This is a genomic window from Flavobacterium sp., assembly GCF_047602195.1.
In the GTDB taxonomy this organism is placed as follows: Bacteria; Bacteroidota; Bacteroidia; order Flavobacteriales; family Flavobacteriaceae; genus Flavobacterium.
Map to the genome: position 1 here is coordinate 472,046 of NZ_JASGHW010000004.1, position 24,882 is coordinate 496,927.

22 protein-coding genes and 1 pseudogene are annotated in these 24,882 nt (G+C 49.1%); 16 read left to right on the forward strand and 7 right to left on the reverse strand.

What is annotated here, in order from left to right:
• Nucleotides 1–61 precede the first annotated feature (61 nt).
• Nucleotides 62–1,060, forward strand: coding sequence for an alpha/beta fold hydrolase (locus tag QM717_RS08475; RefSeq protein ID WP_415036789.1), 999 nt, complete (start codon nt 62–64; stop codon nt 1,058–1,060).
• A 10-nt stretch (nt 1,061–1,070) separates the two neighbouring features.
• Nucleotides 1,071–2,288, forward strand: coding sequence for an MFS transporter (locus tag QM717_RS08480; protein WP_415036791.1), 1,218 nt, complete (start codon nt 1,071–1,073; stop codon nt 2,286–2,288).
• A gap of 48 nt (nt 2,289–2,336) precedes the next feature.
• Here the strand turns inward: QM717_RS08480 and QM717_RS08485 are convergent, their stop codons facing one another.
• Nucleotides 2,337–4,310: a M1 family aminopeptidase gene (locus QM717_RS08485; RefSeq protein ID WP_415036793.1), complete on the reverse strand. Its 1,974-nt coding sequence runs from the start codon at nt 4,308–4,310 to the stop codon at nt 2,337–2,339.
• 279 nt (nt 4,311–4,589) lie between these two features.
• On the opposite strand from QM717_RS08485, the gene serS reads away from it, so the two are divergent.
• The 5 genes from serS to mgtE all read left to right on the forward strand — a co-directional run bounded on the left by serS (nt 4,590) and on the right by mgtE (nt 10,313).
• Nucleotides 4,590–5,861: a serine--tRNA ligase gene (gene serS / locus QM717_RS08490; RefSeq protein WP_415036795.1), complete on the forward strand. Its 1,272-nt coding sequence runs from the start codon at nt 4,590–4,592 to the stop codon at nt 5,859–5,861.
• Between the two features lie 74 nt (nt 5,862–5,935).
• Nucleotides 5,936–7,717 (forward strand): tetratricopeptide repeat protein, encoded by a 1,782-nt coding sequence (locus QM717_RS08495; protein ID WP_415036797.1) that lies wholly within the window; start codon nt 5,936–5,938, stop codon nt 7,715–7,717.
• A 115-nt stretch (nt 7,718–7,832) separates the two neighbouring features.
• Complete coding sequence (locus tag QM717_RS08500; protein WP_415036799.1) at nt 7,833–8,144, forward strand: DUF4286 family protein; 312 nt, start codon at nt 7,833–7,835, stop codon at nt 8,142–8,144.
• Nucleotides 8,145–8,194: 50 nt separating this feature from the next.
• The gene (gene rsmA / locus QM717_RS08505; protein WP_415036801.1) at nt 8,195–8,974 is read left to right on the forward strand and encodes a 16S rRNA (adenine(1518)-N(6)/adenine(1519)-N(6))-dimethyltransferase RsmA; all 780 of its coding nucleotides are present in this window, start codon (nt 8,195–8,197) and stop codon (nt 8,972–8,974) included.
• A complete protein-coding gene (gene mgtE / locus QM717_RS08510) occupies nt 8,964–10,313 on the forward strand; it encodes a magnesium transporter (RefSeq protein ID WP_415036803.1) in 1,350 nt (449 codons plus the stop codon). The genes rsmA and mgtE overlap by 11 nt, the downstream gene beginning before the upstream one ends.
• Before the next feature lie 278 nt (nt 10,314–10,591).
• Here the strand turns inward: mgtE and QM717_RS08515 are convergent, their stop codons facing one another.
• Together QM717_RS08515 and QM717_RS08520 are read right to left on the reverse strand one after the other, a co-directional pair.
• The gene (locus QM717_RS08515; RefSeq protein WP_415036805.1) at nt 10,592–10,873 is read right to left on the reverse strand and encodes a hypothetical protein; all 282 of its coding nucleotides are present in this window, start codon (nt 10,871–10,873) and stop codon (nt 10,592–10,594) included.
• 9 nt (nt 10,874–10,882) lie between these two features.
• A complete protein-coding gene (locus tag QM717_RS08520) occupies nt 10,883–11,509 on the reverse strand; it encodes a hypothetical protein (protein WP_415036807.1) in 627 nt (208 codons plus the stop codon).
• A gap of 127 nt (nt 11,510–11,636) precedes the next feature.
• Here QM717_RS08520 and QM717_RS08525 point away from each other — a divergent pair.
• The 6 genes and pseudogenes from QM717_RS08525 to QM717_RS08550 form a co-directional block, all read left to right on the forward strand.
• Nucleotides 11,637–12,587 (forward strand): annotated as a pseudogene (locus QM717_RS08525) (2-hydroxyacid dehydrogenase); the annotation flags it as partial.
• A gap of 51 nt (nt 12,588–12,638) precedes the next feature.
• Nucleotides 12,639–12,995, forward strand: coding sequence for a VOC family protein (locus tag QM717_RS08530; RefSeq protein ID WP_415040103.1), 357 nt, complete (start codon nt 12,639–12,641; stop codon nt 12,993–12,995).
• A gap of 42 nt (nt 12,996–13,037) precedes the next feature.
• A complete protein-coding gene (locus QM717_RS08535) occupies nt 13,038–13,376 on the forward strand; it encodes a TM2 domain-containing protein (protein WP_415036809.1) in 339 nt (112 codons plus the stop codon).
• Between the two features lie 14 nt (nt 13,377–13,390).
• The gene (locus QM717_RS08540; RefSeq protein WP_415036811.1) at nt 13,391–13,807 is read left to right on the forward strand and encodes a DUF2752 domain-containing protein; all 417 of its coding nucleotides are present in this window, start codon (nt 13,391–13,393) and stop codon (nt 13,805–13,807) included.
• Nucleotides 13,804–14,229: a hypothetical protein gene (locus QM717_RS08545; RefSeq protein WP_415036813.1), complete on the forward strand. Its 426-nt coding sequence runs from the start codon at nt 13,804–13,806 to the stop codon at nt 14,227–14,229. Before QM717_RS08540 ends, QM717_RS08545 begins: the two co-directional genes overlap by 4 nt.
• Complete coding sequence (locus tag QM717_RS08550) at nt 14,226–15,014, forward strand: M48 family metallopeptidase (RefSeq protein ID WP_415036815.1); 789 nt, start codon at nt 14,226–14,228, stop codon at nt 15,012–15,014. Before QM717_RS08545 ends, QM717_RS08550 begins: the two co-directional genes overlap by 4 nt.
• Before the next feature lie 72 nt (nt 15,015–15,086).
• On the opposite strand, the gene QM717_RS08555 is transcribed toward QM717_RS08550, so the two are convergent.
• On the reverse strand, nt 15,087–16,907 hold the full coding sequence (locus QM717_RS08555) for a GNAT family N-acyltransferase (RefSeq protein ID WP_415036817.1): 1,821 nt from the start codon (nt 16,905–16,907) through the stop codon (nt 15,087–15,089).
• Between the two features lie 117 nt (nt 16,908–17,024).
• Here QM717_RS08555 and QM717_RS08560 point away from each other — a divergent pair, with 117 nt between their 5' ends.
• The 3 genes from QM717_RS08560 to QM717_RS08570 all read left to right on the forward strand — a co-directional run bounded on the left by QM717_RS08560 (nt 17,025) and on the right by QM717_RS08570 (nt 20,024).
• Entirely contained in the window at nt 17,025–17,786 is a 762-nt protein-coding gene (locus tag QM717_RS08560; RefSeq protein ID WP_415036819.1) for an exodeoxyribonuclease III, read from the forward strand.
• A gap of 142 nt (nt 17,787–17,928) precedes the next feature.
• Entirely contained in the window at nt 17,929–18,888 is a 960-nt protein-coding gene (locus tag QM717_RS08565; protein WP_415036821.1) for an OmpA family protein, read from the forward strand.
• Nucleotides 18,889–18,986: 98 nt separating this feature from the next.
• On the forward strand, nt 18,987–20,024 hold the full coding sequence (locus QM717_RS08570; protein WP_415036823.1) for an NADP(H)-dependent aldo-keto reductase: 1,038 nt from the start codon (nt 18,987–18,989) through the stop codon (nt 20,022–20,024).
• 16 nt (nt 20,025–20,040) lie between these two features.
• Here QM717_RS08570 and QM717_RS08575 read toward each other — a convergent pair whose 3' ends face one another.
• From QM717_RS08575 to radA, 3 genes are all read right to left on the reverse strand, one after another.
• Nucleotides 20,041–21,432, reverse strand: coding sequence for a PQQ-dependent sugar dehydrogenase (locus QM717_RS08575; protein ID WP_415036825.1), 1,392 nt, complete (start codon nt 21,430–21,432; stop codon nt 20,041–20,043).
• A 91-nt stretch (nt 21,433–21,523) separates the two neighbouring features.
• Nucleotides 21,524–23,494, reverse strand: a complete 1,971-nt coding sequence (locus QM717_RS08580) for a transglycosylase domain-containing protein (RefSeq protein ID WP_415036827.1) — start codon at nt 23,492–23,494, stop codon at nt 21,524–21,526.
• 21 nt (nt 23,495–23,515) lie between these two features.
• Nucleotides 23,516–24,880, reverse strand: a complete 1,365-nt coding sequence (radA, locus tag QM717_RS08585; RefSeq protein WP_415036829.1) for a DNA repair protein RadA — start codon at nt 24,878–24,880, stop codon at nt 23,516–23,518.
• Nucleotides 24,881–24,882: the final 2 nt, after the last annotated feature.

Below are 24,882 nucleotides of genomic sequence, written 5' to 3' on the forward strand. Positions count from 1 at the left end.
AGCGCCACGAATACACGAATCTAAAAGCTTATTCGTGCATTCGTGGCCAAAAGAAATAGTCATGAAAAAATACTTGAGTTTTATGTGCGGAATATTGGTGGTGTTTTTTGGAAACGCACAGGAAAAGAAATTGGCGGTGACCGACATCAACATGGAAAACATCAAATATCCGTTTCCGGTCAAGGAATTGCCGCTCCAAATCCAAGGACAGGATCTGAAGATGGCCTATATGGATTTACAGCCCCAAAAGCCGAACGGCAAAACGGTGTTGCTGCTCCACGGCAAGAATTTCTCGGCCATTTATTGGGAACAGACCGCGGGCGATTTGGCCCAGGCCGGTTTTCGGGTCATCATGCCCGACCAGATCGGTTTTGGGAAATCCTCCAAGCCGACGAACATCCAATACAGCTTCCAACTGTTGGCACAAAATACCAAGAAAGTGTTGGATGAACTCAAAATCACCAAAGTTTCGGTGCTCGGACATTCGATGGGCGGCATGCTTGCGACGCGTTTTGCGTTGATGTATCCCGAGATGACCGAAAAGCTCATCCTCGAAAACCCGATCGGTTTGGAAGATTGGAAAACCGTCGTACCGTATCAGTCGGTCGATGATTGGTATGCCTCCGAATTGCAGCAGAATTACGACAAGATGAAAGCCTACCAAAAGGAATTCTATTACGGCGGCGACTGGAAGCCCGAATACGAGAAATGGCTCGCGGCCCCGGCGGGTTGGACGTTGCACAAGGATTATCCGATCATCGCCAAAAGTTCGGCACTCGCCTACGACATGATTTTTACGCAGCCGGTGGTCTATGAATTAGAGAACATCAAGGCACCGACGCTACTCCTGATCGGCCAACGCGACCGTACCGCGCTAGGCAAGGCCAAGGCTCCGAAGGAAGTTCAGCAAACGCTCGGCAATTACCCGGCACTCGGCAAAATGACTGCGAAAAAAATCCTGGATTCGGAACTTGTAACGCTCGACAATGTCGGGCATTTGCCGCACATCGAAGCCTATGGGCGGTTCATCGCGCCGCTGTTGGCATTCTTAAACAAATAAACCATTCACCGTGTTCGAGTTTTTCATCAACCGATTCAAGTTCAAACCCAAATTCGACAATGCCTACCGCAATGCCAAAGCGTCTTATTTGAACCGCATCCGCTTTGCCGTGGCCTTGTTTTATTTTGCGATGGGCTTGTGTTTCGCGAGCTGGGCCAGCCGCATCCCCGATGTCAAGACCGCGCTGCAGCTCAGTGAAGCCGCACTCGGCAGCCTGTTGTTTGCCGTTCCGGTCGGGCAGTTGGCGATCATGCCGGTGTCGGGCAAAATGGTCACACGCTATGGCAGTAAAAACATCCTGCTCGGTGCGATGGTGTTGTATGTATTGAGTCTGGTTGCGCTCGGATTGTCGACGGCAATCTGGCAATTGTCGGTCTCGCTGTTCTTTTTCGGGATGAGCGGGAACCTGTCGAATATCGCGGTCAACACCCAGGGCGTCGATGTGGAAGCATTGTTTCAAAAGCCCATCATGTCTTCGTTTCATGGCGTGTGGAGTTTGGCCGGATTTACAGGCGCCATCATCGGTTTGGGCATGCTCGCACTCGAATTGAGCCCGATCGAACATTTCGCGATCATCAGCGTCTTGGTGGCCGCTATTGTGCTCTATGCCAAACGGTACCTGATTGTGGCCAAGGAAAAAATCCGCAAGGAAAAACAGAAATTCTTTTCCAAACCCGACGCGACTTTGCTTTCCTTGGGCGTGATTGGTTTTTGCGTGATGGCCAGCGAAGGCGTCATGTTTGACTGGAGCGGGGTGTATTTCAAGGAAATCATCAAGGCGCCGGGTGCATTGGTCATTGTCGGTTATACCTCGTTCATGATCATGATGGCCACAGGGCGGTTTGTCGGCGATGGCATCATCCAAACATTCGGCAGGAAGAAAGTGTTGCAGATCAGCGGGGTGTTGATTTCGGCCGGGCTGTTTACCGCCGTTTTGTTTCCGAATATCATCGTATCGACCGTTTCTTTTATGCTCGTCGGATTGGGCGTCTCGACCATTGTTCCGACGATTTACAGCGTCGCCGGAAAGAGCCCCAACGTGCCTGCGGGTGAGGCGCTCACGATTGTGTCGAGCGTGAGCTTTCTCGGATTTCTGCTCGGGCCGCCGGTTATTGGCTACATCGCCGAGCTGTCGAGTTTGCGCGTTTCATTTGCATTCATCGGCGTATTCGGTTTGCTGATTGCCTTTCTGGTGTCGCGGATTTCGGCCATTTCCGAAACTACCTAAAATAAAAAATCCCCGATTGCTCAGGGATTTTAGTATTGTTTGCTGCTTTTATTTCTTGATGAATTTCATTTGTTTGCTTCCTGCACTGGTTTCTACCTGGAGGAAATAAACCCCTGATGCCAGTCCTGAGACATCCCAATTCGTTTCGCCTTTTGATTCTTTGGCTTTTTGCCCGAGCGTGTTGTAGAAAGTGGTTTTCTCAACCGAAACGCCTGCCGGCAAGTCGAGCGTCAACTGCGCAGCCGTCGGGTTTGGATACAGTGAAACGGCCGTCATCAAATCGAAACTTCCCGTGCCCAATACCGCTTCGCTGTTGCGGGTAATGATGTCGTTCTTGATATTGAAATCGACCCCGGTAATGACAAAAGGCACATCGATGTTGAACACCTGGTTGTCGGTGGTGTTCTGCAAAATGATGTCTTGTTGTTGTCCGCCGCTGCCATACAAACGAATCGGTACCGGCATCTCGAAAAAGGACACCGAACTGTGCGATTGGTTTTGCACGATGGTGATCGTGGCGTGTCCGGGAGTCGTATTGTGCGCCGTAATGTCGTAAATCGGATAACCTTGTTTGTAGACCCAGTCGTTGAAGAACTCGGTCAGGTCCATACCGGAAGCGGCTTCCATGTGTGCTTCCAAATCGGGCGTCAAGGCATAGGCGTAAGCGTGGTCCGGATCGGTCAAATAATTCTGTAATCCTTGGAAGAAAGCGGTGTCCCCAATTTTAAAACGCAGCATGTTGAGCACCATTCCACCTTTGTTATAGGTCAATCTTCCACTGAAAATGCGGTTGACATCGTTGGCTTCGTTCGCGGTCAGATACACCGCACCGCCCGCTGAACTCGTGATGTAATCGATCATTTCGGCTTTTTCATCCGTAAACGCATCGTCCCCGTCAAATTCCTCGATGACCATGGCCGCGAGGTAAGTCGCAAAACCTTCATTGAGCCAGATGTCGCGCCAAGAGCCGCAGGTCACTTTGTCGCCAAACCATTGGTGGCCCAATTCGTGTGCGATCAGGCTGCGCGAATACCCATTGTTTCCGGCGGTCATGAACGAAACCGTCGTGTGTTCCATACCGCCGCCCCAGGCAAACTGGCAGTGGCCGTATTTTTCATTGCGGAACGGATAAGGGCCAAATTTCTCCTCATAAAAATTCATGATGCCCGGTGTCACGGCAACGCTGTTCTGGATGGCCGTCGCATTTTCGGGATAGCTGTAATTGACGATCGGGAAAAACGGACTCTCGGCCGTTCCCAAACCGGCCTGCTGGGTGTAAATCGTATAGTTGGTCACCGCAATCGCGACGAGATAGGCAGGGATCGGGTAATTGTGCTTGAAATGGGTCGTCTCGGTGCCGTTGCCGTTGTTGGTCACCGATTGCTGCAAACCGTTGGCCACGGCGGTGTATTGCGTGGGTGCGGTGATGTACACATCGATACCGTCGTCGATCTTGTCGTTGAGGTCCTGTTTGCAAGGCCACCAGTCGCGTGCGCCGAACGGTTCGGACAGCGTCCACATCACGGGCGTGCCGTTGTGCTCGTCCATAATGAAAGAACCGAATCCGCTTCCTGCAGGCGAACCGTTGTAGGAGATTTCGACCGTAGCCGAAGCGCCCGTCGGTTGGAGCGCCGGAAGCGTGATGATGATTTCCTCGTCGTTGCGCGTAAACGATAAATTGACGTTGTTTTGCTTGACCGAAGTCACCTCGATCTGGTTGTCGAAATTGGGATCGTCCCCGTCGGTAATTTTGGCCAGGTCGAAGATCACGGTGGTCATATCGGCCAAGGCTTTGTAAGTCGTCGTTACCTTTCCGGTAATGCCGTACACGGCCGGGTTGACCGTGAATTCCAATTTGGAATAGGTCACGTCATAATTATAGGTGTCGGGATTGATGGCCAGGTTCATCACCTTGGCCGCCGATTTTTTCTCGGCCTCAATGATGTTTTCCAACGTTTGGCGGTTGGTCTGTGCCAGGGCAGAAACCGAAATCAATACGATAAGCAGGTATAGATTTTTCATTTTTTTCAAAAATTTTTCGCAAATCTAATGAATAACCAAATCAAATCATGTTAATATCACTGAAAATGCTTTTTTATTGCTAATTTTCTTTTTAGGATGTGCAATTTATCTTTTGGTTGCTCGCTTTTTTGAACACATTTCGACTTCTTGCGGCAAAACAGTCTTTGCCCTTTCAGTGAAACGGTCTTTCTTCTTTAAGCGGAGCGTTCTTTTTTTCTAAAAACATTTATTAAATTTGCGCCTCGTCCGGAAAGGAATCCGGCCGTTAAAAATCACAGTATGTTACAGATCGCATTTATCAGGGACAACCAGGAGAAAGTCATCCGCGCCCTGGCAAAAAAACACATGGACGCCAAGACCTTGGTGGAAGAAGTGGTGCAGCTCGATGAAAAACGCCGTGCCACACAGGTAGAACTCGACAACGTTTTATCCGAATCCAACAGGTTGTCCAAGGACATCGGCGATTTGATGCGCAGCGGCGAAAAAGCCAAAGCAACGATACTCAAAGAAAAAACCACGACACTCAAGGAGCAAAGCAAAGAACTGTCTGAAAAGGCCGAAGCTTTCGCCCATGAGTTGAGCCAGAAATTATATTTGTTGCCCAACCTTCCGGCCGATATTGTCCCAGAAGGCAAAACGCCCGAGGAAAACCTCAATGTATTCCAGGAAGGCGACATCCCGAAATTGCACGAAGGCGCACAGCCGCATTGGGAACTTGTCAAGAAATACGACATCATCGATTTCGAGCTCGGGACCAAAATTACCGGTGCCGGATTTCCCGTATACAAAGGCAAAGGCGCCAAATTGCAGCGCGCGCTGATCAGCTATTTCCTCGACAAGAATACCGAAGCGGGCTACAACGAATTCCAGGTGCCGCACCTGGTCAACGAAGCATCGGGTTACGGAACCGGACAATTGCCCGATAAGGAAGGACAGATGTACCATGTGGGCATCGATGATTTGTACCTGATCCCGACCGCCGAAGTGCCTGTGACGAATCTGTACCGCGATGTCATCCTGAGCGAAAACGAATTGCCTGTAATGGCGACCGGATATACGCCTTGCTTCCGTCGCGAAGCGGGCTCTTATGGCGCGCACGTGCGTGGGCTCAACCGTTTGCACCAATTCGACAAGGTCGAAATCGTACGCATCGAGAAGCCCGAAAATTCCTATGCGGCGCTCGACGGCATGGTTGAACACGTCAAAAACATCTTGAAAGAATTGAAATTGCCGTATAGAATCTTGCGTTTGTGTGGCGGCGACATGAGTTTTGCCTCTGCGTTGACTTATGATTTTGAAGTGTTCTCGACCGCGCAGGACCGTTGGCTCGAAATTTCTTCGGTGTCGAATTTTGAGACGTTCCAGGCCAACCGACTCAAGTTGCGTTTCCGCGACAAGGACGGCAAGAACCAACTCGCGCACACGCTCAACGGCAGTTCGTTGGCGTTACCGCGTGTCTTGGCGGGCATCATCGAAAACTACCAGACGCCTGAAGGCATCGTGATTCCAGAAGTGCTGCGTCCGTACACCGGATTCGACATCATCAACTAGACGTTAATCTTTTCTAACGATGTACTAATTTGACACGAAATGTGTTACTTTAGTACATTGTTGTTTATTGCCCAATGAAGAAGCGATTTTTCCTTTACTGCTGTTTGCTCGTCTCGTTTTGTGCTTTCGCGCAGAATGAACAATTGGCGCAGAATTATTTCGACAAAGGCGATTTCGAGAAGGCCAAACTCAGCTATGAGGAATTGATCAAATCGCAACCCGGCAACAGTTTTTATTTCCAACGGCTGGTCGAATCCTACCAGCAATTGCTACAATTCGATGTAGCCGAAAAAGCGATCCAGGACCGTATGGCGCGGTATCCGATGGGCAGTTTGCTCGTCGAATTGGGCTACAATTTCCAACTCAAGAAAGATGAGTCCAAGGCCAAGAAATACTACCAGGAAGCCATCGACAAAATCAGGAAAAATCCAAACGAAGTCTACGGGATTGCCGCGACTTTTGAGAAAAAAGTGCTGATCGATTATGCGCTGCAGGCGTATCAATTGGCGGTTTCGCTCGAACCCAAATTCAACTTCAACTTCCAGATGGCCTTGCTGTACGGCCAATCGGGCGATACCGAGAAGATGATCGACATGTTCCTGACCGAGGCTTTCGCCAATCCGCAGAATTCGATCATGATCCAAAACCAATTGACACGTTTCATGACCGAGGACGGCGAGGCGAGTTTCAACGAATCGCTGCGCAAGGCGTTGCTCGTGCGCGCACAGAAAAACCAGGACATTTTCTGGAACCAGTATTTGAGTTGGTTTTATGTACAGCAGAAAGAATACGGCAAGGCGTTCATCCAGGAAAAAGCGATCTACAAACGCGATCCAGAGACGTTCTCGAACATCGTCAACCTCGCGCAACTGTCGATCGAGGAAGGCGAAACCGAAACCGCGAAGGAAATTTTCAACTTCATCCTCGAAAACACCCGCGACATCGAATTGCAGATCCAGGCGAATTATTACCTGACAGAAATGCGCATCAACGCCGCGCAACCCAAGGATTACGAGGCGATTGCCGCAGATTTGGCGCTGTTGCTCAAGCAATTCGGCATCAGTCCGTATTCGCTGTCGCTGCAAATCCTCGACGCGCATTTCCTGACGTTCAACCTCAAGAAGCCCGAGGAAGGTAAAACGATTCTCAAGAGCGCGCTCGAATTGCCATTGAGCAAATACCAAATCGCCGATGTCAAGATGGAACTCGCCGACATTTTGCTGTTCGAGGAAAAATTCAACCAGGCACTCATTTATTATTCGCAGATCGAGGAAGATCTCAAGAACGATGTCGTGGGGCACGAAGCGAGCCTCAAATCGGCGCGGACGAGTTATTTCAAGGCCGATTTCCAGTGGGCGCAACAGCAATTCAAGGCGCTCAAGTCGGCGTCGACCCAACTGATCGCCAACGATGCGCTCGAATATTTCCTGCTTTTGGCCGACAACACCGCCGCCGATTCGACCCAAACCGCGCTCAAGAAATTCGCGCGCGCCGATTATTTGTTGTACCAGAATAAAAACCAAGACGCATTGGCCCAATTCCAAACCATTTTAAAGGATTTCAAAGGACAGGAAATCGAAGCCGTGACCTTGCTTCGGATTGGGAAAACCTATGAGAAAATGGGCGATTACAACGCCGCGTTGATTCAGTACCAAGCCATCATCGACCAACACGCCGAAAGCATTTACATTGACGAAGCGCTGTATTTTTCGGCCGAGATTTACAACAAACAACTCAAAGATCCCGAGAAAGCCAAACCGTTGTATGAGAAAATTCTATTCGGGCACCAAGACAGCATTTATTTTGTCGATGCGCGAAAGAAATTCAGGCAATTGCGCGGCGATACGAATCTTTAATTGGACAATTAGAAAATGAGTCGCACAAGGCTTTAGCCGAACTGGCGAAGCAATTAGAAAATTTGAAACGCTAATCCTCATTATCTAATTATCTAATTTCCTAATTATCTAAATTATGATCATCTATAACGTCACCATCAACCTGCAAGAAGAAATCCACGACCAATGGCTGTTGTGGATGAACGATGTGCACATGCCCGAGGTCATGGCAACGGGTAAATTCCTTTCGGCCAAACTCGTACGCGTGCACGTCGACCAGCCGATGGAAGGAATCGTTTTTGCCGCCCAATACGTGGCCAAAGACAAAGCCACGCTCGAAAAATATTACACAGAAGATGCACCCAGGCTGCGCCAGGAAGGTTTGCAACTATGGGGCGACCAAGCCTTGTATTTCCGTACGGAACTCGAAGTGCTTTCGGAATTCTAAAAACGGAATTCCAAAATCTGAAATCTAAAATCTACAATCTACAATCCCCAATGGATAAGGTAAAAGCCAAAAAACACCTCGGCCAGCATTTCCTCAAGGACGAATCGGTAGCCAAAAGAATCGCCGACACCTTGAGTCTGGAAGGCTACGAATATGTACTCGAAATCGGGCCGGGCATGGGCGTACTGACCAAATATTTGCTCGACAAACCCGTCAATGTCTATGTGATTGAGATCGACACCGAATCGGTCGATTACCTCAATGGACATTACCCGAAACTGCACGGGCACATCTTGTCGAAGGACTTCCTCAGGTATGACATCAACGAGGTTTTCAAGGGCGAGCCGCTCGCGATCATCGGCAATTTCCCGTACAACATATCGTCGCAGATTGTGTTTCGCATGCTCGATATGCGCGCACAAATTCCCGAATTCTCGGGCATGTTCCAAAAGGAAGTCGCCGAACGCATCTGCGAAAAGAAAGGCTCGAAAACCTACGGCATCCTGTCGGTACTGGTACAGGCATTTTACGAGGCCGAGTATTTGTTTACCGTCAGCGAGGACGTTTTTAACCCGCCGCCCAAAGTCAAATCGGGGGTTTTGCGTTTGCGCCGTAAGGAAAACTTCAGTTTGCCGTGCAGCGAGAAGTTGTTTTTCAACGTGGTAAAAACGGCTTTCGGGCAGCGCCGCAAGACGATTCGTAACAGTTTAAAAACTTTAAATTTGTCGGATAATTTGCGAGAAGATAGTATCTTTGACCAGCGACCGGAACAGCTCTCGGTCGAGGAGTTTATCGCACTTACGCAAAAGATAGAAGCCGATGGAGTTTAAAATCAGCAAAGAACTCATCACGCAACTGCAGGATTTGATCCGCAGCAACAACAGCACCGAACTCGAAGTGCTGCTCGCTGATTTGCACTTTGCCGACATCGCCGAAATCCTCGACGAGCTCGATATCGACGATGCGACTTATATTTTTAAGGTCCTCGAAAGCGAAAAGACCGCGGAAATCCTTCTGGAAATGGAAGACGATTTGCGCGAGAAAATCCTCAAACGCCTTTCCCCAAAAGAAATCGCCGAAGAACTCGACGAGCTCGAAACCAACGACGCGGCCGACATCATCGCCGAGTTGTCGCAGGAGAAAAAAGAAGAAGTCATCCAGGAGCTCGAAGACGTCGAGCACGCCAAGGACATCGTTGAACTCTTGCGCTACAAGGAAAACACCGCCGGTGGACTCATGCACAAGGAACTCGTGAAAGTCAACGAAAACTGGACGGTTTTGCATTGCGTCAAGGAAATGCGCATACAGGCCGAAAACATCTCACGCGTACATTCCATTTATGTCGTCGATGACGAAGACCGCCTCAAAGGCCGTTTGTCGCTCAAGGATTTGCTCGTCAGCTCGACCAAAAAACCCATCAACGATGTGTACATCCGCAAACTCAACTCGGTCAATGTCGATACCGAAGATGTCGAAGTCGCGCGGATCATGCAGAAATACGATTTGGAAGCGATTCCGGTTACCGATGAAATGGGCAGGCTCGTCGGAAGAATCACCATCGACGACATCGTAGACGTGATCAAGGAGGAAGCCGACAAAGATTACCAGTTGGCGGCCGGTATCACGCAAGACGTCGAGGCGGGCGATACCGTGCTCGAACTCACCAAGGCGCGTTTGCCGTGGCTGCTCATGGGTATGTTCATCGAATTCTTCGCCTCGTTCATTCTCAAAGGCAACGAGGAGGCGTTTCATACCTACCAAACCTTGATTATTTTCGTACCACTGCTTTCGGCTACGGCTGGAAACATCGGCGCACAGGCTTCGGCGCTCGTCGTACAAGGCTTGGCCAACGGTACGTTTACGTCGTTCAGCAAAGGCTATCTCGCCAAGGAATTGCGCGTGGCGATGATCTCGGGAGCGATCATTGCGCTGACCGTTTTCGGTTTCCACTCGATGATTTATGGCGAATACATGGCCGGACTCGCCATCGGTATTTCACTGATTGTCGTCATTATTTTCGCCGGTGTACTTGGGACTTTGATCCCGATGTTGCTCAACCGCTACAAGGTCGACCCCGCACTCGCCACAGGACCGTTCATCACGACGACCAACGACGTTTTTGGGATTTTGCTGTACTTTAGTATTGCTAAAGTGATTTTGGGAATTTAGATTTTGTGGGCGTTCCGGCTTGCTGCGCCGCCGTCGCGCTGTCCGCTTTATCTTTTACGGCTCGCTGTGCTCGCCGCAAAAGGATGCCGCTTCCATCGCTAACGCACCCCCGAATAATGTTTATTGGTAACCATCGAAATCGGCAATCCAACGGCAACCATCAAAATCATCATTCCAATCAAATTGTCCTGTAAACTGGGAAAAACGCGGTTTGGAAATACAATTTCGAGCACAATCAAATTCATCACCATCCAAACAAAAATGCCATACAGCAGTCCCTAAACGATTCTGTTTTGATGGAGCAATTTCACCAACGGATAGACCCAAAAGTAAAAAACCGCAAACGCAAACGCGATGCAGTAGTGCAAAAACAACCCGATGAGCGGCATCATAGTCGAATCGACATAAGCTTGTTTGCCAAAAACGCCGCTTGCAATCGACCGCAGGATTTGTGGGGCATCGGCCACCTGCATTAGGACGGAATACACCAAAAAAGCGGCGAGTATATCGAGCGTCCCGGCGGTAAATCCCGATAAAAAAATGGCTTTTGCTTTGGTCATTTTGACTTGCTATTGTTTGATTTGTTCTCCGATGACCTGGAGGACGATGGCAAATGCTTTTTTGCCTTTTTCCGACAGCGCAACCCTCACACCGCTTAGGTATTGGAGCTGTTCCGGTTTTAGTTTATTGGCGTATACGAAGCGTCTTGTTTTGCGGATAGGCTGCCCATCGGCTGTTTTGGATTGAATGTCCCGCTCTTGGGGTTTGAGTTGCTCGAAATAAGAACGAAATTCTTTGAGCGGCACATCCGATTGAACCAAACCTGACGCTTCAAGTTCCAATAAGGCATCAAAATCACTCGACAAGGCGAACTCGCTGTTGTCGGATGTATGGTTAACGATGCTTTGGCCTCCTTGTCCCATCGTAATCATTTTCCGGATGGCCGGGCTGGACAACCCTTTGATGATTTCTCCCAATTCCTCATTGCCCGACTTTTTGGCCTTCTGCTCGATTTCGAATGAGAATGACCCGACGGAGAACTTCGATGAATTTTCAAATTTTTGGGGCAGTACCGCAATCATCTGGTCGATTTCGGTTTTGTAGCCAAAGAAAAAGAACAAAATAATGACGGGCCACAATAGGGTCTTTAATAATTCAATCGTATTTTCAAAAGTGCTTTTGGGAGTGTCGGCCATAAATTGGGTTTAAATTGTTGAATTTCAAATATATGTATTTTAAATAAATCCGATGCTTTGTGGAAATGGTTTTTTAACTTTGAAATTCGAGCGCAACGAACCGGCGCCGTAAACTAAAACCAAAAGCTTGAAACCCGAAAACACCAAAATCCTCCACCTCGACAGCAACCATCCGCTGTTGATCGCACAACTGCAACAAGCCGGATTCTCCAACGACGAAGACTACACTTCGACCAAGGAACAAATCGAGGCCAAAATACAAGACTACCACGGCATCGTGATCCGCAGCCGTTTCAAGATCGACCAAACTTTTCTCGATAAAGCAACGAATTTGCAATTCATCGCACGAGTCGGGGCCGGGCTCGAAAGTATTGATGAAGCCTATGCTGCCGAAAAAAAGGTCACGCTGATTGCCGCTCCCGAAGGCAACCGCAATGCGGTAGGCGAACATGCGTTGGCGATGTTGCTGGCCTTGTTCAATAAAATCAATACCGCCGATGCGCAAATCCGCGCGGGGCATTGGAACCGCGAGTCCAACCGCGGACACGAACTCGACGGCAAAACGATCGGCATCATCGGTTATGGCAACATGGGAAAATCGTTCGCCAAGAAGCTGCGCGGTTTTGAAGTCAACGTCTTGTGCTACGACATCCTCGACAATGTGGGCGATGCGAATGCCAAACAGGTTTCTTTGGCCGAATTGCAACAACAATCCGATGTGCTGAGCCTGCACATTCCGTGGACGGCCGAAACCGATAAAATGGTCAACACCAGTTTCATCGACGCCTTTGCCAAACCGTTTTGGCTGATCAACACCTCGCGCGGCAAAAATGTCGTGACGGCAGATTTGGCTGCGGCCCTGGAATCGGGCAAAGTGCTCGGCGCCGGGCTCGACGTGCTCGAATACGAGAAATTGTCGTTCGAACATTTGTTCCACGACCGTGAAATCCCCGAGGCTTTCAATTATTTGCTGCGCTCGGACAAAGTCATCCTGTCGCCGCACATCGCGGGCTGGACGTTTGAAAGCCACGAAAGGTTGGCGCAAGTGATTGTCGATAAAATCAAGCAGCAATATTTTGGCACACCCGAATCGGATCAAGTCCAGAAACGGGTGACCGGAATCGGGGGGGTGTTCTTCAAATCGAAAAACCCAAAGGAACTCGTGGCCTGGTACGGCAAACATTTGGGGTTGCAAACCGATCCATACGGTTCGACTTTTTGGTGGAAAGATACCAACGGAAACGACTGCTCAACGCAATGGTCGCCGTTTGCAGAGGATACGAAATATTTCCAACCGAGCGAGAAGCCGTTCATGCAGAATTTCCGCGTCGCAAACCTCGACCTTTTGCTCGAAAACCTTAGGGCAGAAGGCGTGACCGTGGTCGGGACACCCGAAAGCTACGACTATGGCAAGTTTGCCTGGATTGTTGATCCCGAAGGAAATAAAATTGAACTTTGGCAGCCAAACGACCGCGCATTTCAATAAATTTTATATTTTTAACCAATAATCACTAAACAAACCAAAATTATGGATTCACAAAAAGTAGACATGTTCTTGATGTCGAACAGCAAGTTCTTTGAAGCACACCACCTCAATTCAATTCGCGAAACCCTTTTGCAAATGGACGACAACAAATGGTCGATGTTGCAAACCGCACAATTCAAAGACCCAACGACGAGCATCATCGTGTCTTTGTTGGCCGGAAGTTTGGGCATCGACCGTTTCATGATCGGCGATACCGGAATGGGTATCGGTAAATTGCTTACCTGTGGCGGATTTGGCATCTGGGCCATCGTAGACTGGTTCCTGATCATGGGCGCGACACGCGAGAAAAACATGCAGACTTTCCAGCAACTGGCACACTAAGATTACCCTAAAATATGACCAAAAACAAGTTATATACACTATTGGCTATAGCTTGTTTTTTTGGTTTTGTATACCTCGGTTTGTCGTTCTACACCGATGAAATCTTTAAGGGCGCCGAAGTACATCCGTGCATTCTAAAGACCGTAACCGGTTATCCCTGTCCGTCCTGTGGCACAACGCGTTCGGTGAAATTGCTGTTGTTTGAAGGCGATTGGCTTGGTGCCTTGATGATGAATCCGATCGGCATTATTGTAGGAATGCTGATGGTTTTGATCCCCATTGGATTGCTCTATGATGTGCTGTCGAAAAAGCAAATCTTATTTGACGCCTACCGCAAAACCGAAAAAATCGTAACCACCAAATGGATTGCTGTTGTATTAGTGATTCTCGTTATCCTGAACTGGATTTGGAATATAAACAAAAACCTATGACTACCACTTTTCCTTATGTTCCGAGCGAACACGAAGCCGAAAAAGCATCGAACAGCTACCTGATGTCGCTCGTTGCCGTCGTCGCCGGATTGCCGTTTCCGATTGTCAACATGCTGGCCAGTTTGTTTTTTTATGTGGCCAACCGCAAAGGAACTTATTTCGTCCGCTGGCATTGCCTGCAGGCTTTTTATTCGCAATTGGCTTTGTTGCCCGTGAACAGCATCAGTTTTTGGTGGACGTTTTCGATCTTGTTCCAGGACGAAAAACCGACCAATCAATATTTTGCGTATTTGTTCACTGTCATCATTTTCAACCTGATCGAATTCATCTCGACCATGTATGGCGCCATCCAGACGCGCAAAGGCATCCACGTCGAATTCTTCTTTTTCGGAAACCTAACCAACGCCACCTGTAAGCCATGAGGAATCCATTTGTACAAGCCATCATTTTAATCGCCTGTTTTGCGGGGACTTTTTTTGCGCTTTCGCAGATTGATTACCTCAAGGCATTCAACATCAAGGAAGCGACAAGCAGCACCGAGGAGAAGCTCGGCGATCTGTTTTGGGAAACCATCAAACGCTCGGAAACCGTCGTCACCAATGATTCGGTCAATAAACTGGTCGATAAACTCGTTACGCGTATTGCCGAGAAAAATGGTATCGACCGCAAGACAATCAAGGTACACGTCATCGAAAAGGACGAAATCAACGCCTTTGCGATGCCCAACCGTTACCTCTTGATTTACAGCGGACTCATCGAAAATTGCGACAACGAAAGCGAACTCGCCGGAGTGTTGTGCCACGAAATGGCGCACATAGAAAAGAATCATGTGATGAAAAAACTCGTCAAGGAAATCGGACTCACGATGCTGATTTCGATCACGACCGGCGGCAGAAGCCCCGAAATGATCAAGGAAGCGGCCAAGATGTTGTCGTCCTCGGCCTATGACCGCGAACTCGAATCGGAGGCCGATTTGACCGGCGTCGATTACATGATGAAAGCGAATCTCGATCCGTCCAAACTCGCCGATTTCCTGTACAAACTATCAACCGAACAATATTTGCCCGAACAATTTTACTGGGTCAGCACACATCCCGAATCGAAGGAACGCGCCGAAGCGATTGTGCGTTATATTGAAGGCGAAAAGTTTGAGAAAAAACCGATTTTGACGCAAAAGGAATGGGAAGCCCTCCAAAACAATTTATAAATTGGTCAATTAGAAAATGAGTCAATTAGATAATTATGCAGCGATGCATTTTCTAATTGACTCATTTTCTAATTAAATATTGTCCCCCGACAATTCTCCTTTTTCCGACAGCTTGCGCTCCAATTCCGCCTGGAATTCTTCCATCACGGGTTTGACGGTACTTTCGGGCAAATCGGCGATGCGGATGTACATGAGTCCGTCGACGGCATTGTTGAACAGTGGATCGACATTGAACGCAATCACGCGCGCATTCTGCTTGATGTATTTCTTAATGAGCACCGGAAGTCTCAAATTCCCCGGTTCGATCTCGTCGATGATCTTGTCGAATTTGTTGAGATCGGCTTCGGCTTCGTTGAATACGAAATCCTTGTCGGCGTCCTTGAGTTTGACCTTGAATTCCTTTTTCGGATAGACATATTGTGCGACGTACGGATCGTAATAATGCGACTTCATGAACTCGATCATGAGCGATTTGGAGAAATCCGAAAACTGGTTCGAAATGCTCACGCCACCAATCAAATATTTGTGCTCGGGATAACGCAAAGTGCAGTGTACGATGCCTTTCCAAAGCAGGAACAACGGCATCGGTTTTTGCTGGTATTCGCCTACGATGAACGCACGGCCCATCTCAATCGACTTGCTCATCATGTCGAACAATTCGGGTTCGAAGCGGAACAATTCCTGCAGATAAAATCCGTCGATTCCGTATTTCTTGAAAATTTCCAAGCCCATGCCCATACGGTACGCGCCCGCGATTTCCTTCGCGTCGTCGTCCCACAAAAACATATGGTGGTAATATTTGTCGTATTTGTCCAAATCCAACGATTCGTTCGTGCCTTCGCCGACTTCACGGAAAGTGATTTCGCGCAAACGCCCGATTTCGTGCAGGATGTTCGGGATTTTTCCGGCTTCGGTCAAAAAGACCTCGTAGTTTTTGCTGTGGGTCAGACGGCAGTCATTCTTGCGCAGCATCTCGACCTCGGCCTGCATTTTTTCCTTGTTGGCCGGGGCGACAATTTTTTTCGGGTTCTTTGGCAGTTTGAGATTCGGCGTCGTCAAAAACGGTGCTTCCTTTTCAAACGCATTGGCGAGCATATAGGTTTTCTTGCGCAAGAAATCCGAATAGGCTTCGATCGTTTCGTGCTCATTCTGTTCGGCCACCGAAATCGGTTTCCCGATGCGCACCTTGATCACGCGGTCTTTCTGCGTCAGCAATTCCGACGGCAATTTGGCCGTGCGCAAGGTGTCGCTGATTTTCGACAGCATGTAAAACAAACCGCTGTTCTTGGCGTGGAAATAAATCGGAACCACAGGAACCTGCGCTTTTCGAATCACTTTGATCGCGCCTTCTTCCCATTCCTTATCGACCATGAGCTTGCCGTCTTTGTAGGTCGACACTTCGCCGGCCGGGAACATTCCCAATGGTTTGCCGTCGCTCAAATGGCGCAAGGTTTCTTTCAATCCGATCACGCTCGATTTGGTTCCTTTGAGATTCTCGAAAGGATTGACGGGCATGATGAACGGTTTCAAAGGTTCAATTCTATGGAGTAAAAAATTGGCGATGATCTTAAAATTGGGTTCGCGCTCGAGCATCAATTTGAGCAACAAAATCCCGTCGACGCCACCGAGCGGGTGGTTCGAAATGGTAATGTACGGTCCTTCTTTCGGAAGTCTTTTGAAATCTTCTTCGGGAATCTCAAACTTGATCTGGAACTCATCGATGATCGTATTGAGAAAATCAAGGTCCTTGTGGTGCTTGGTTCGGTCGTAGATTTTATTGAGGGTCGAAATCTTAAGAACCTTCATCAGAAGCCACCCTGAAAAAGTTCCCAAAACCCCGTATTTTTCAGCATTGATCGCTTTTGCAACTTCTTTAGCGGTGACTAAACCCATGTACTGTTTGTTTTTTGAGCCGGAAACAAAGATAGCAAAAAAGTCCACTTTCTGACGCTTTTGTGAATTATACTTTGCAAATTTTACTACTTTTGAAAACCAAATTTTTACATTAAAATGAAGATCATTTCCTATAATGTCAACGGAATCCGTGCGGCCATATCCAAAGGATTTATCGATTGGCTCCAACAGGCAAACCCCGATGTGATCTGCCTGCAGGAAATCAAAGCAATGGAAGACCAGATCCCGACCGCCGATATCGCAGCGGCCGGCTATCCGTACCAATATTGGTATCCGGCGCAAAAGAAAGGCTACAGTGGCGTCGCGGTTTTGTGCAAGACCAAACCCGATAATGTGGTTTTCGGCACCGGCATCGGGCACATGGATTTCGAGGGACGCAATTTGCGCGTCGATTTTGGCGATGTGTCGATCATGAGCTTGTACCTGCCCTCGGGAACCAATCTCGCGCGGCTCGACCACAAGTTCATGTACATGGACGATTTCCACCAGTACATCCACAACCTGCGCGAGCAAATCCCGAACCTGGTCATCTGTGGCGATTACAATATCTGTCACCAACCGATCGACATCCACGACCCGATTCGCAACAAAAACGTTTCCGGCTTTTTGCCCGAGGAACGCGCGTGGCTCGACGTGTTCATCAACAACGGTTTCATCGACAGCTTCCGCCATTTCAACAAGGATCCGCACAATTACACCTGGTGGAGCTACCGTGCCGGTGCGCGTGGCAACAACAAGGGTTGGCGTCTCGATTATATTCTCGTGAGCCGTGCTATTGAAAACCGACTCACACGTGCCGTGATTTTGTCGGAAGCGAACCATTCGGACCATTGCCCGGTATTGGCCGAGATTGTTTAGGAGCTGTTTCCGGCTATCCGCTGCAATCTTTTGAAACTCCGTCCCGAAGCGTCGGGACTTCGTTCAAAAGGATTTCCGCTACTATCCGGGCTAGTGCATCCGCATCCAAAAGAGCATAAAGTAAAACCATAAAGTACAGAAAATGATTAAAAAAGTCTCTCTATTCGCAGTCACATTGGCCCTGGCCACTTCCTGCGTTTCCAAAAAAGTCTACAACGAACTCGAAGAACGCTACGCCAACCTGCGCAAGGAAAACCGCAAATTGCAGGACGAAGGCAAGGATTGCGAAAAAGCCAAGAACAAACTCGAAACCGATTACGCTTCTTTGCAATCGGAACTCGCCAAAACCAGGACCGAGCGCGACAAACTCTCTAACGATCTCAAGTCGGCGACCAATAATTTGGCGGCCTTGCAATCGTCTTACGATGCTTTGTCTAAAAACAGCGACGACGCTTTGGCCGCCAACATGAACAAAAACCGCGACCTGTTGGCACAACTCGAAGCCAAGGAAAAGGCGCTCGCCGCTGAGCAATCGCGTCTGGACAAACTCCGCAACGACCTCGACGATTCGTCGCGCCGTTTGGCCGAACTCGAAAACATGATGGCCAACAAGGACGCCGCGATGAAAAAACTCAAGGAAACCCTGTCGAAAGCGCTCAACAGCTTTGAAGGCAAAGGCTTGACCGTACAGATGAAAAACGGCAAGGTCTACGTCTCGATGGAAAACAAATTGTTGTTCTCCTCTGGAAGCTGGGCCGTCGGCGCCGAAGGAAAACGGGCCGTGGTCGAAGTCGGTAAAGTACTCGGCGACAACCCCGACATTTCCGTCCTGATCGAAGGCCACACCGACGACGTGGCGTACGCCGGATCGGGCGCGATTGCCGACAACTGGGATTTGTCGACCAAAAGAGCGACCGCCATCGTCAACATCCTGGGCGAAAACAAAAAGGTCAACAAATCAAACCTGACCGCGGCGGGCCGTAGCGAATACGCGCCGATCATGCCGAACACGACGGCCGAAGGCAAGGCCAAAAACCGTCGCATCGAAATCATCCTGACGCCAAAATTGGATGAGATTTCGAAAATGCTCAACGAATTGTAAAAAAGCTCCTGAGTTTAAAAGTGCCTGAGTACCTGAGTTTTTTCTCAGCTACTCAGGCACTCAGCTACTCAGGCACTCAGCTACTCAGGCACTACCTAATGAAATACACCCAACTCCCCAATACCCAAATCGAGGTTTCCAAAATCTGCCTTGGCACGATGACTTTCGGGCGACAGAATACTGAAACCGAAGGCCATGCGCAAATCGATTATGCGCTGGACCAAGGCATCAACTTTATCGACACGGCCGAAATGTACCCGGTGCCGGCACACGAACCCACTTACGGCCATACCGAAATCATTATCGGGAATTGGCTCAAGAAAACGGGCAAGCGTTCAGAAATCGTGTTGGCTTCGAAGATTGCGGGCGCGAACCGCGGATTGGCTTTCATCCGTGAAGATTTGGGTTTCAATGCGCAAACGATACGCGAATCGTTGGACAAAAGTTTGTCGCGTTTGCAAACCGATTATATCGACTTATATCAATTGCATTGGCCCGAGCGAAAGGTCAATTTTTTTGGGCAGCGCGCGTTTAAGGCCGAAGATGATGCGTGGGAAGACAACATCCAATCGGTTTTGGAAGCATTATCGGGACTGATTCGAGAGGGAAAAATCCGTACGATTGGCCTGTCGAATGAAACGCCTTGGGGCGTGATGCGTTTTCTTGAGGAAAGCAAGAAGCACGATTTGCCCAAAATTACAACCATACAGAATCCATATTCCTTGGTCAACCGCACTTTTGAAATGACGTTGCATGAAATTGCCTATCGTGAAAAAGTCGGGCTTTTGGCATATTCGCCATTGGCTTTTGGTTTGTTGTCGGGCAAATACAATGTCGAAACCCAAGATCCGAACGCGCGACTCAATTTGTTTCCCAATTTCGCCCGATACAATTCGCAATCCACACGCGAAGCATCGAAAATGTACCAGCAAATTGCTTCGGATCATGGTTTATCTGTGACGCAAATGGCATTGGCTTTTGTACAGCAGCAATCGTTTGTAACGTCAACGATCATTGGGGCGACCAGTATGGCGCAGCTCGAGGAAAACATCGGTTCGCAAAATATGGAATTGTCCGATTCGATTGTACGGGAAATAGAAAAGGTGCAAAACCGGTTTCCCGATCCCGCACCTTAACTCGGTTTTTTTGTTATTATTTGGTGAGGACGAGTTTCGAGCTCGAAACCGCGCCGTTGTTGTCTTTTACATTGACTACATAAACCCCGCTTTGGAACAATCCGGTGCTGATGGCATTGGTTTCTGAATCGAGCGACTGGCTCAGCAATGTTTTTCCGGTGATGTCGACCACGCTGACCGTTGCCGGATATTGGCCATTGGTCATCTTGACAAAGAACTCGGCGCTGGCCGGATTCGGCGAAATCGAAAAGGCCATTTTGTCAAATTCATTTACACCCAGCGAACTGTCGACGATGCGGTAAATTCTGCCCTGATCGGCGGCGGCCACATACAATTCACCGCCAAGATCTTGTCCAAAACTGGTATAGCCACTGATGTTGGGAAAGTTCGAAGAATAGGTAATCGCGTTCGTAGTGGTATTGACCATCCCGATGCGGTTGATGCAATAATCGGCGAAATAATACTTGCCGAGCATGTTCGGATACTGCGTCCCGCGGTACACATAACCCCCGGTGATCGAGTAGCAAGGCGCGCCGCCCGAATGTGGATAAGTCGCCACGGGAAAGGTATAGGTCACATTGGGCTGGGCACAACCGGCCGTGTAAGTGTTGTTGCCTTCATAGCACTTCCAGCCATAGTTCAATCCGGCGGGATTGCCGCTGACATGGTTGATTTCTTCGACGGCATTTTGGCCCACATCGGCTACCCACAGATCGCCGTTGCCACTGTCGAACGAGAATTTCCACGGATTGCGCAACCCGACGGCCCAGATCTCATCATTTCCGTCTGCATTGGCAAACGGATTGTCGGGCGGAATGCCGTAATTCAAAATCCCCGAAACAGTATTGACATCGATGCGCAGCATTTTTCCGAGATTTTCGTTGATGTTCTGTGCGCGGTTGCCTGGATCGCCGCCGCTTCCGCCATCGCCCATCCCGATGTACAGGTAACCGTCAGGGCCGAAACGCAAAGTCCCGCCGTTGTGGTTGGTAAAGGGTTGTGCAATGGTAATCAATGGCAGGCCGGTAGTCAAGGCAATATCGGGATTGTTCGGGTCTACGGAATAGCGCGCGACGACTGTGGCCCCGTCACCGGTGCGGGTGTAATTCACATAAAAGTATCCATTGGTCGCATATTCGGGATGGAATGCCAAACCAAGCAGGCCGCGTTCGCCGCCGGTCGAAATGGTCGCGGTGGTCAGTGTGAGGAAATTGTTGGGCTTGAGCGTTCCGTCGGGATTGGCAATGCGAATCGCACCGCCTTGCTGGACGATGAACAATCGGGCATCCCCGGCGTGGACGATTTCCACGGGAGCCGAAAGCCCGGTGGCAAATTGCTGTAATGCGATGGTCTGCGCAAAGCAACTGGCCGATAATGCTAAAAGCAATAGCGTAATTTTAGTTTTCATAGGATTGCGGTATTTGATTAGAAAGAATAAATGTAAACAATATTTGTCCAATCGGTTATAGGTTGGAGATGAATAACTTACAGAATTTCAATCAAAAGTCGAATTCTTCTATCGAAGTCGAATCGATTTCCTGTACGAGTTGTTGTTTGGTACGCACAAACGAACGCGCCGGCCCGGTCACCATGATCGGAAGTTCATAAATCGTGTCAATCGGTGTAATGACCCCGCGGCGCAGCATGAGGTTGCGCACCTGGCGGTCGCGGCTTCTGGCATACGGCTTGAGGTTCGCATCGCTGTTGAACTGGTACATGAATTTGCGCGGGCTCGGGATGATGTTGGCCAGAAACAAACATTCGTTGAGCGACAATTGCGAAGGCGATTTTTCGAAATAAAAATGCGAAGCCTCGCCGATGCCATAGACATTCGGGCCCCATTCGATGATGTTGAAATACACTTCGAGCATGCGTTCCTTGCTCACAATACGGTTGTTTTCGAGGATGTACACGAGCAGGATTTCCTCGAGTTTTCTGGACAAAGTTTTTTCGCGTGTCAGGAAAACATTCTTAATCAATTGCATTGAAATCGTACTCGCGCCGCGCGCAAATTTCTTGGTCTTGATGTTCTTGACAATCGATTGCTTGAACGCTTCGTTGATGAATCCTTTGTGCGAAAAGAACGACGGGTCTTCGGTCGTCAAAACGGCCTTGCGCAAATAGGGTGTAATTGAACTTAAGGGCGCGTAATTCGGATTTGAACTGCCCACATAAATCGGTCGTTGCGGCACATCGTTGATGATCGCGCGGTAGGTGAACGGGCCATTGAGTTTGGCCAGGTCGGCCTCGCCGTATTTGATGATCTCGAGGTTTTCCTTGTGCAGGTTGCTGTCGAAAACAATGCCGCTTGGTTTGTCCTTGTTGTATTCGAAATTGAGGTGGTAATCGAAAGTGCCTTCGGCCACCATGCCTTCGAAATGCGTAAACAACCCTTCGGGCAGCGATTCGATGAAATCCTGCGCCTTCATTTTGGGGATCGCGACCTTGAGTCGGTAGATTTTGTCCTTTTCGTTGTTGTATTCCACATACGGATGGAATTTCATCTTGTTGAGCTGCGCCGTAGACGAACTGTCGATCGCTATGAAATTTTCGCCGAACAGGAAATGGTAGTCGAATTTTGCGTCCTTGATGATGACGTCCTTGCTCGCAATTTTCTCGTGGTTGACCTGCAGATTCGCAATCGAGGAAAAACCGTCGATGTGCAATTCATCGCCGTCCATATCGATGTTGTCGACCTTGAGCCGGATCGAATCGAAAGCCGCTTTCAAATTGTAGCGTTCGTCAAAATACGGCACCTTGATTTTCCCGGTATCGATGTTGAAAAAACGCAAATCGGTTTTTTTGTTGCGCGGATCGGCCATACCGGCAATGCGCCAACGCTGTGTAAACGTATTGGTCTGTACCTGGATCGCGCTTTCGAGCTGTTTGTCCTCGAGCGCCATCTTGATCAGGCTCAACGTCGCTTTCTTGCCCATGTCGTCCATGCGCAGCGACAGGTTTTCGAGCTTCATGTCGGTCGGAATCAGGTTGAGCGCCTGGGTTAAAATCTTGTAGGCGAGTTCGGCGTAATTGGTTTTTTTGTTGGAATCGGATTCAGTTTTCTTTTTCTTCGGGAGAAAAGCATCGAAGTTTTTGCCCTTTTCAGTCTTGACCAATTGCACGAACCCGTTCTTGGCTTCAAGGCTGCTGAGTTGGATGCTTCCGGTGAGCAGGTGCCAGAAATTGACCTGCGTCCTCACGGTTTGTATGCGGAATAAGGTGTCGGCTTGGTGCGGAACGAGCAGAATGTCTTGGAGCGCGACGCTTGTGAGTCCGTCGAATTTGGCTTCCTTGACCGAGAATTTACAGTGGTAATCGCGGTCCATTTTTTCGGAAACCTCGACGAGCGCCTTTTGCAGAATGCTTTCTCGGAAGATCAGCGCCAGGGCCACCAACAAAACAAAGCATGCCCCGAAAATTTTTGCGGCGAGTATCCATTTCTGTTTCGTAGTTCTTTTTCTGGTTTTCATGGCAACTTTAAAGGTAGTGAATTATCCGAACAATTCGCTGGCGACGTCTTCGATTTTCGAGACCAGGCGCACTTTGATTCCGGTGTTTTTAAGAGAAATTTTGTTGAATTTGGAAACGAAAATGGTCGTAAATCCGAGTTTTTCGGCTTCCTGGATGCGTTGGTCGACGCGGTTCACGGGACGAATTTCGCCCGAGAGTCCGACCTCGCCCGCAAAGCAATAGCCTTCGCCGATCGGGATGTCTTCGTTGGAGGATAAAATCGCCGCAACCACGGCCAAATCAATCGCCGGATCATCAACGGTGATGCCGCCGGTGATGTTGAGGAACACGTCTTTGGTGCCCAAACGAAAACCGGCACGTTTTTCCAAAACGGCTAAAATCATGTTGAGTCTTTTGGCGTTGTAGCCCGTCGTCGAACGCTGCGGCGTACCGTAAACGGCGGTGCTGACCAAAGCCTGGATTTCGATCATGAGCGGACGCATGCCTTCGAGCGTACACGCGATAGCGGTGCCCGACAATTCCTCGCCTTTGTGCGAAATCAAAATCTCCGATGGATTCGAGACTTCGCGCAAACCCGAACCTTGCATTTCGTAGATCCCGAGTTCGGCGGTCGAACCGAAACGGTTTTTGAGCGAGCGCAAAATACGGTAGACGTGGTTGCGGTCACCTTCGAATTGCAACACCGTATCGACCATGTGTTCGAGGATTTTGGGTCCGGCGATCGTGCCGTCCTTGGTGATGTGCCCGATCAGGATCACGGGAACATTGGTTTCCTTGGCGAATTTGATCAGTTCGGCGGTGCATTCGCGGATTTGCGAAATGCTGCCCGGAGACGATTCGATGTAATCGGTGTGCAGCGTTTGGATCGAATCGATGATTAAAATATCGGGTTCGATTTCGGTGATCTGGCGGAAAATGTTTTGCGTCTTGGTTTCGGTCAGGATGTAGCAATTGTCACCGTTCGGCGTGATCCGTTCGGCGCGCATCTTGATCTGCTTCTGGCTTTCCTCGCCCGAAACATACAAAGTTTTGTACGGCAATTTGAGTGAAATCTGCAACAACAGCGTACTTTTCCCGATACCGGGTTCGCCGCCGAGCAAAATGAGCGAACCCGGGACGATGCCGCCACCGAGCACGCGATTGAGTTCGTTGTCGTACGAATCCATCCGGATTTCCTGTGCCGAATCGATTTCGTTTATTTTAAGTGGCTTGACCACTCGTTTGGATTCATTCGAAGTCGTGGTTTTCCAGGATTGTTTTTCCTCCTTCTGGATGAGTTCCTCGACAATGGTGTTCCATTCTTTGCAGGCGTTGCATTGGCCTTGCCATTTGGCATATTGGGTTCCGCAATTCTGGCAAAAAAAGGCAGTCTTAATTTTAGACATAA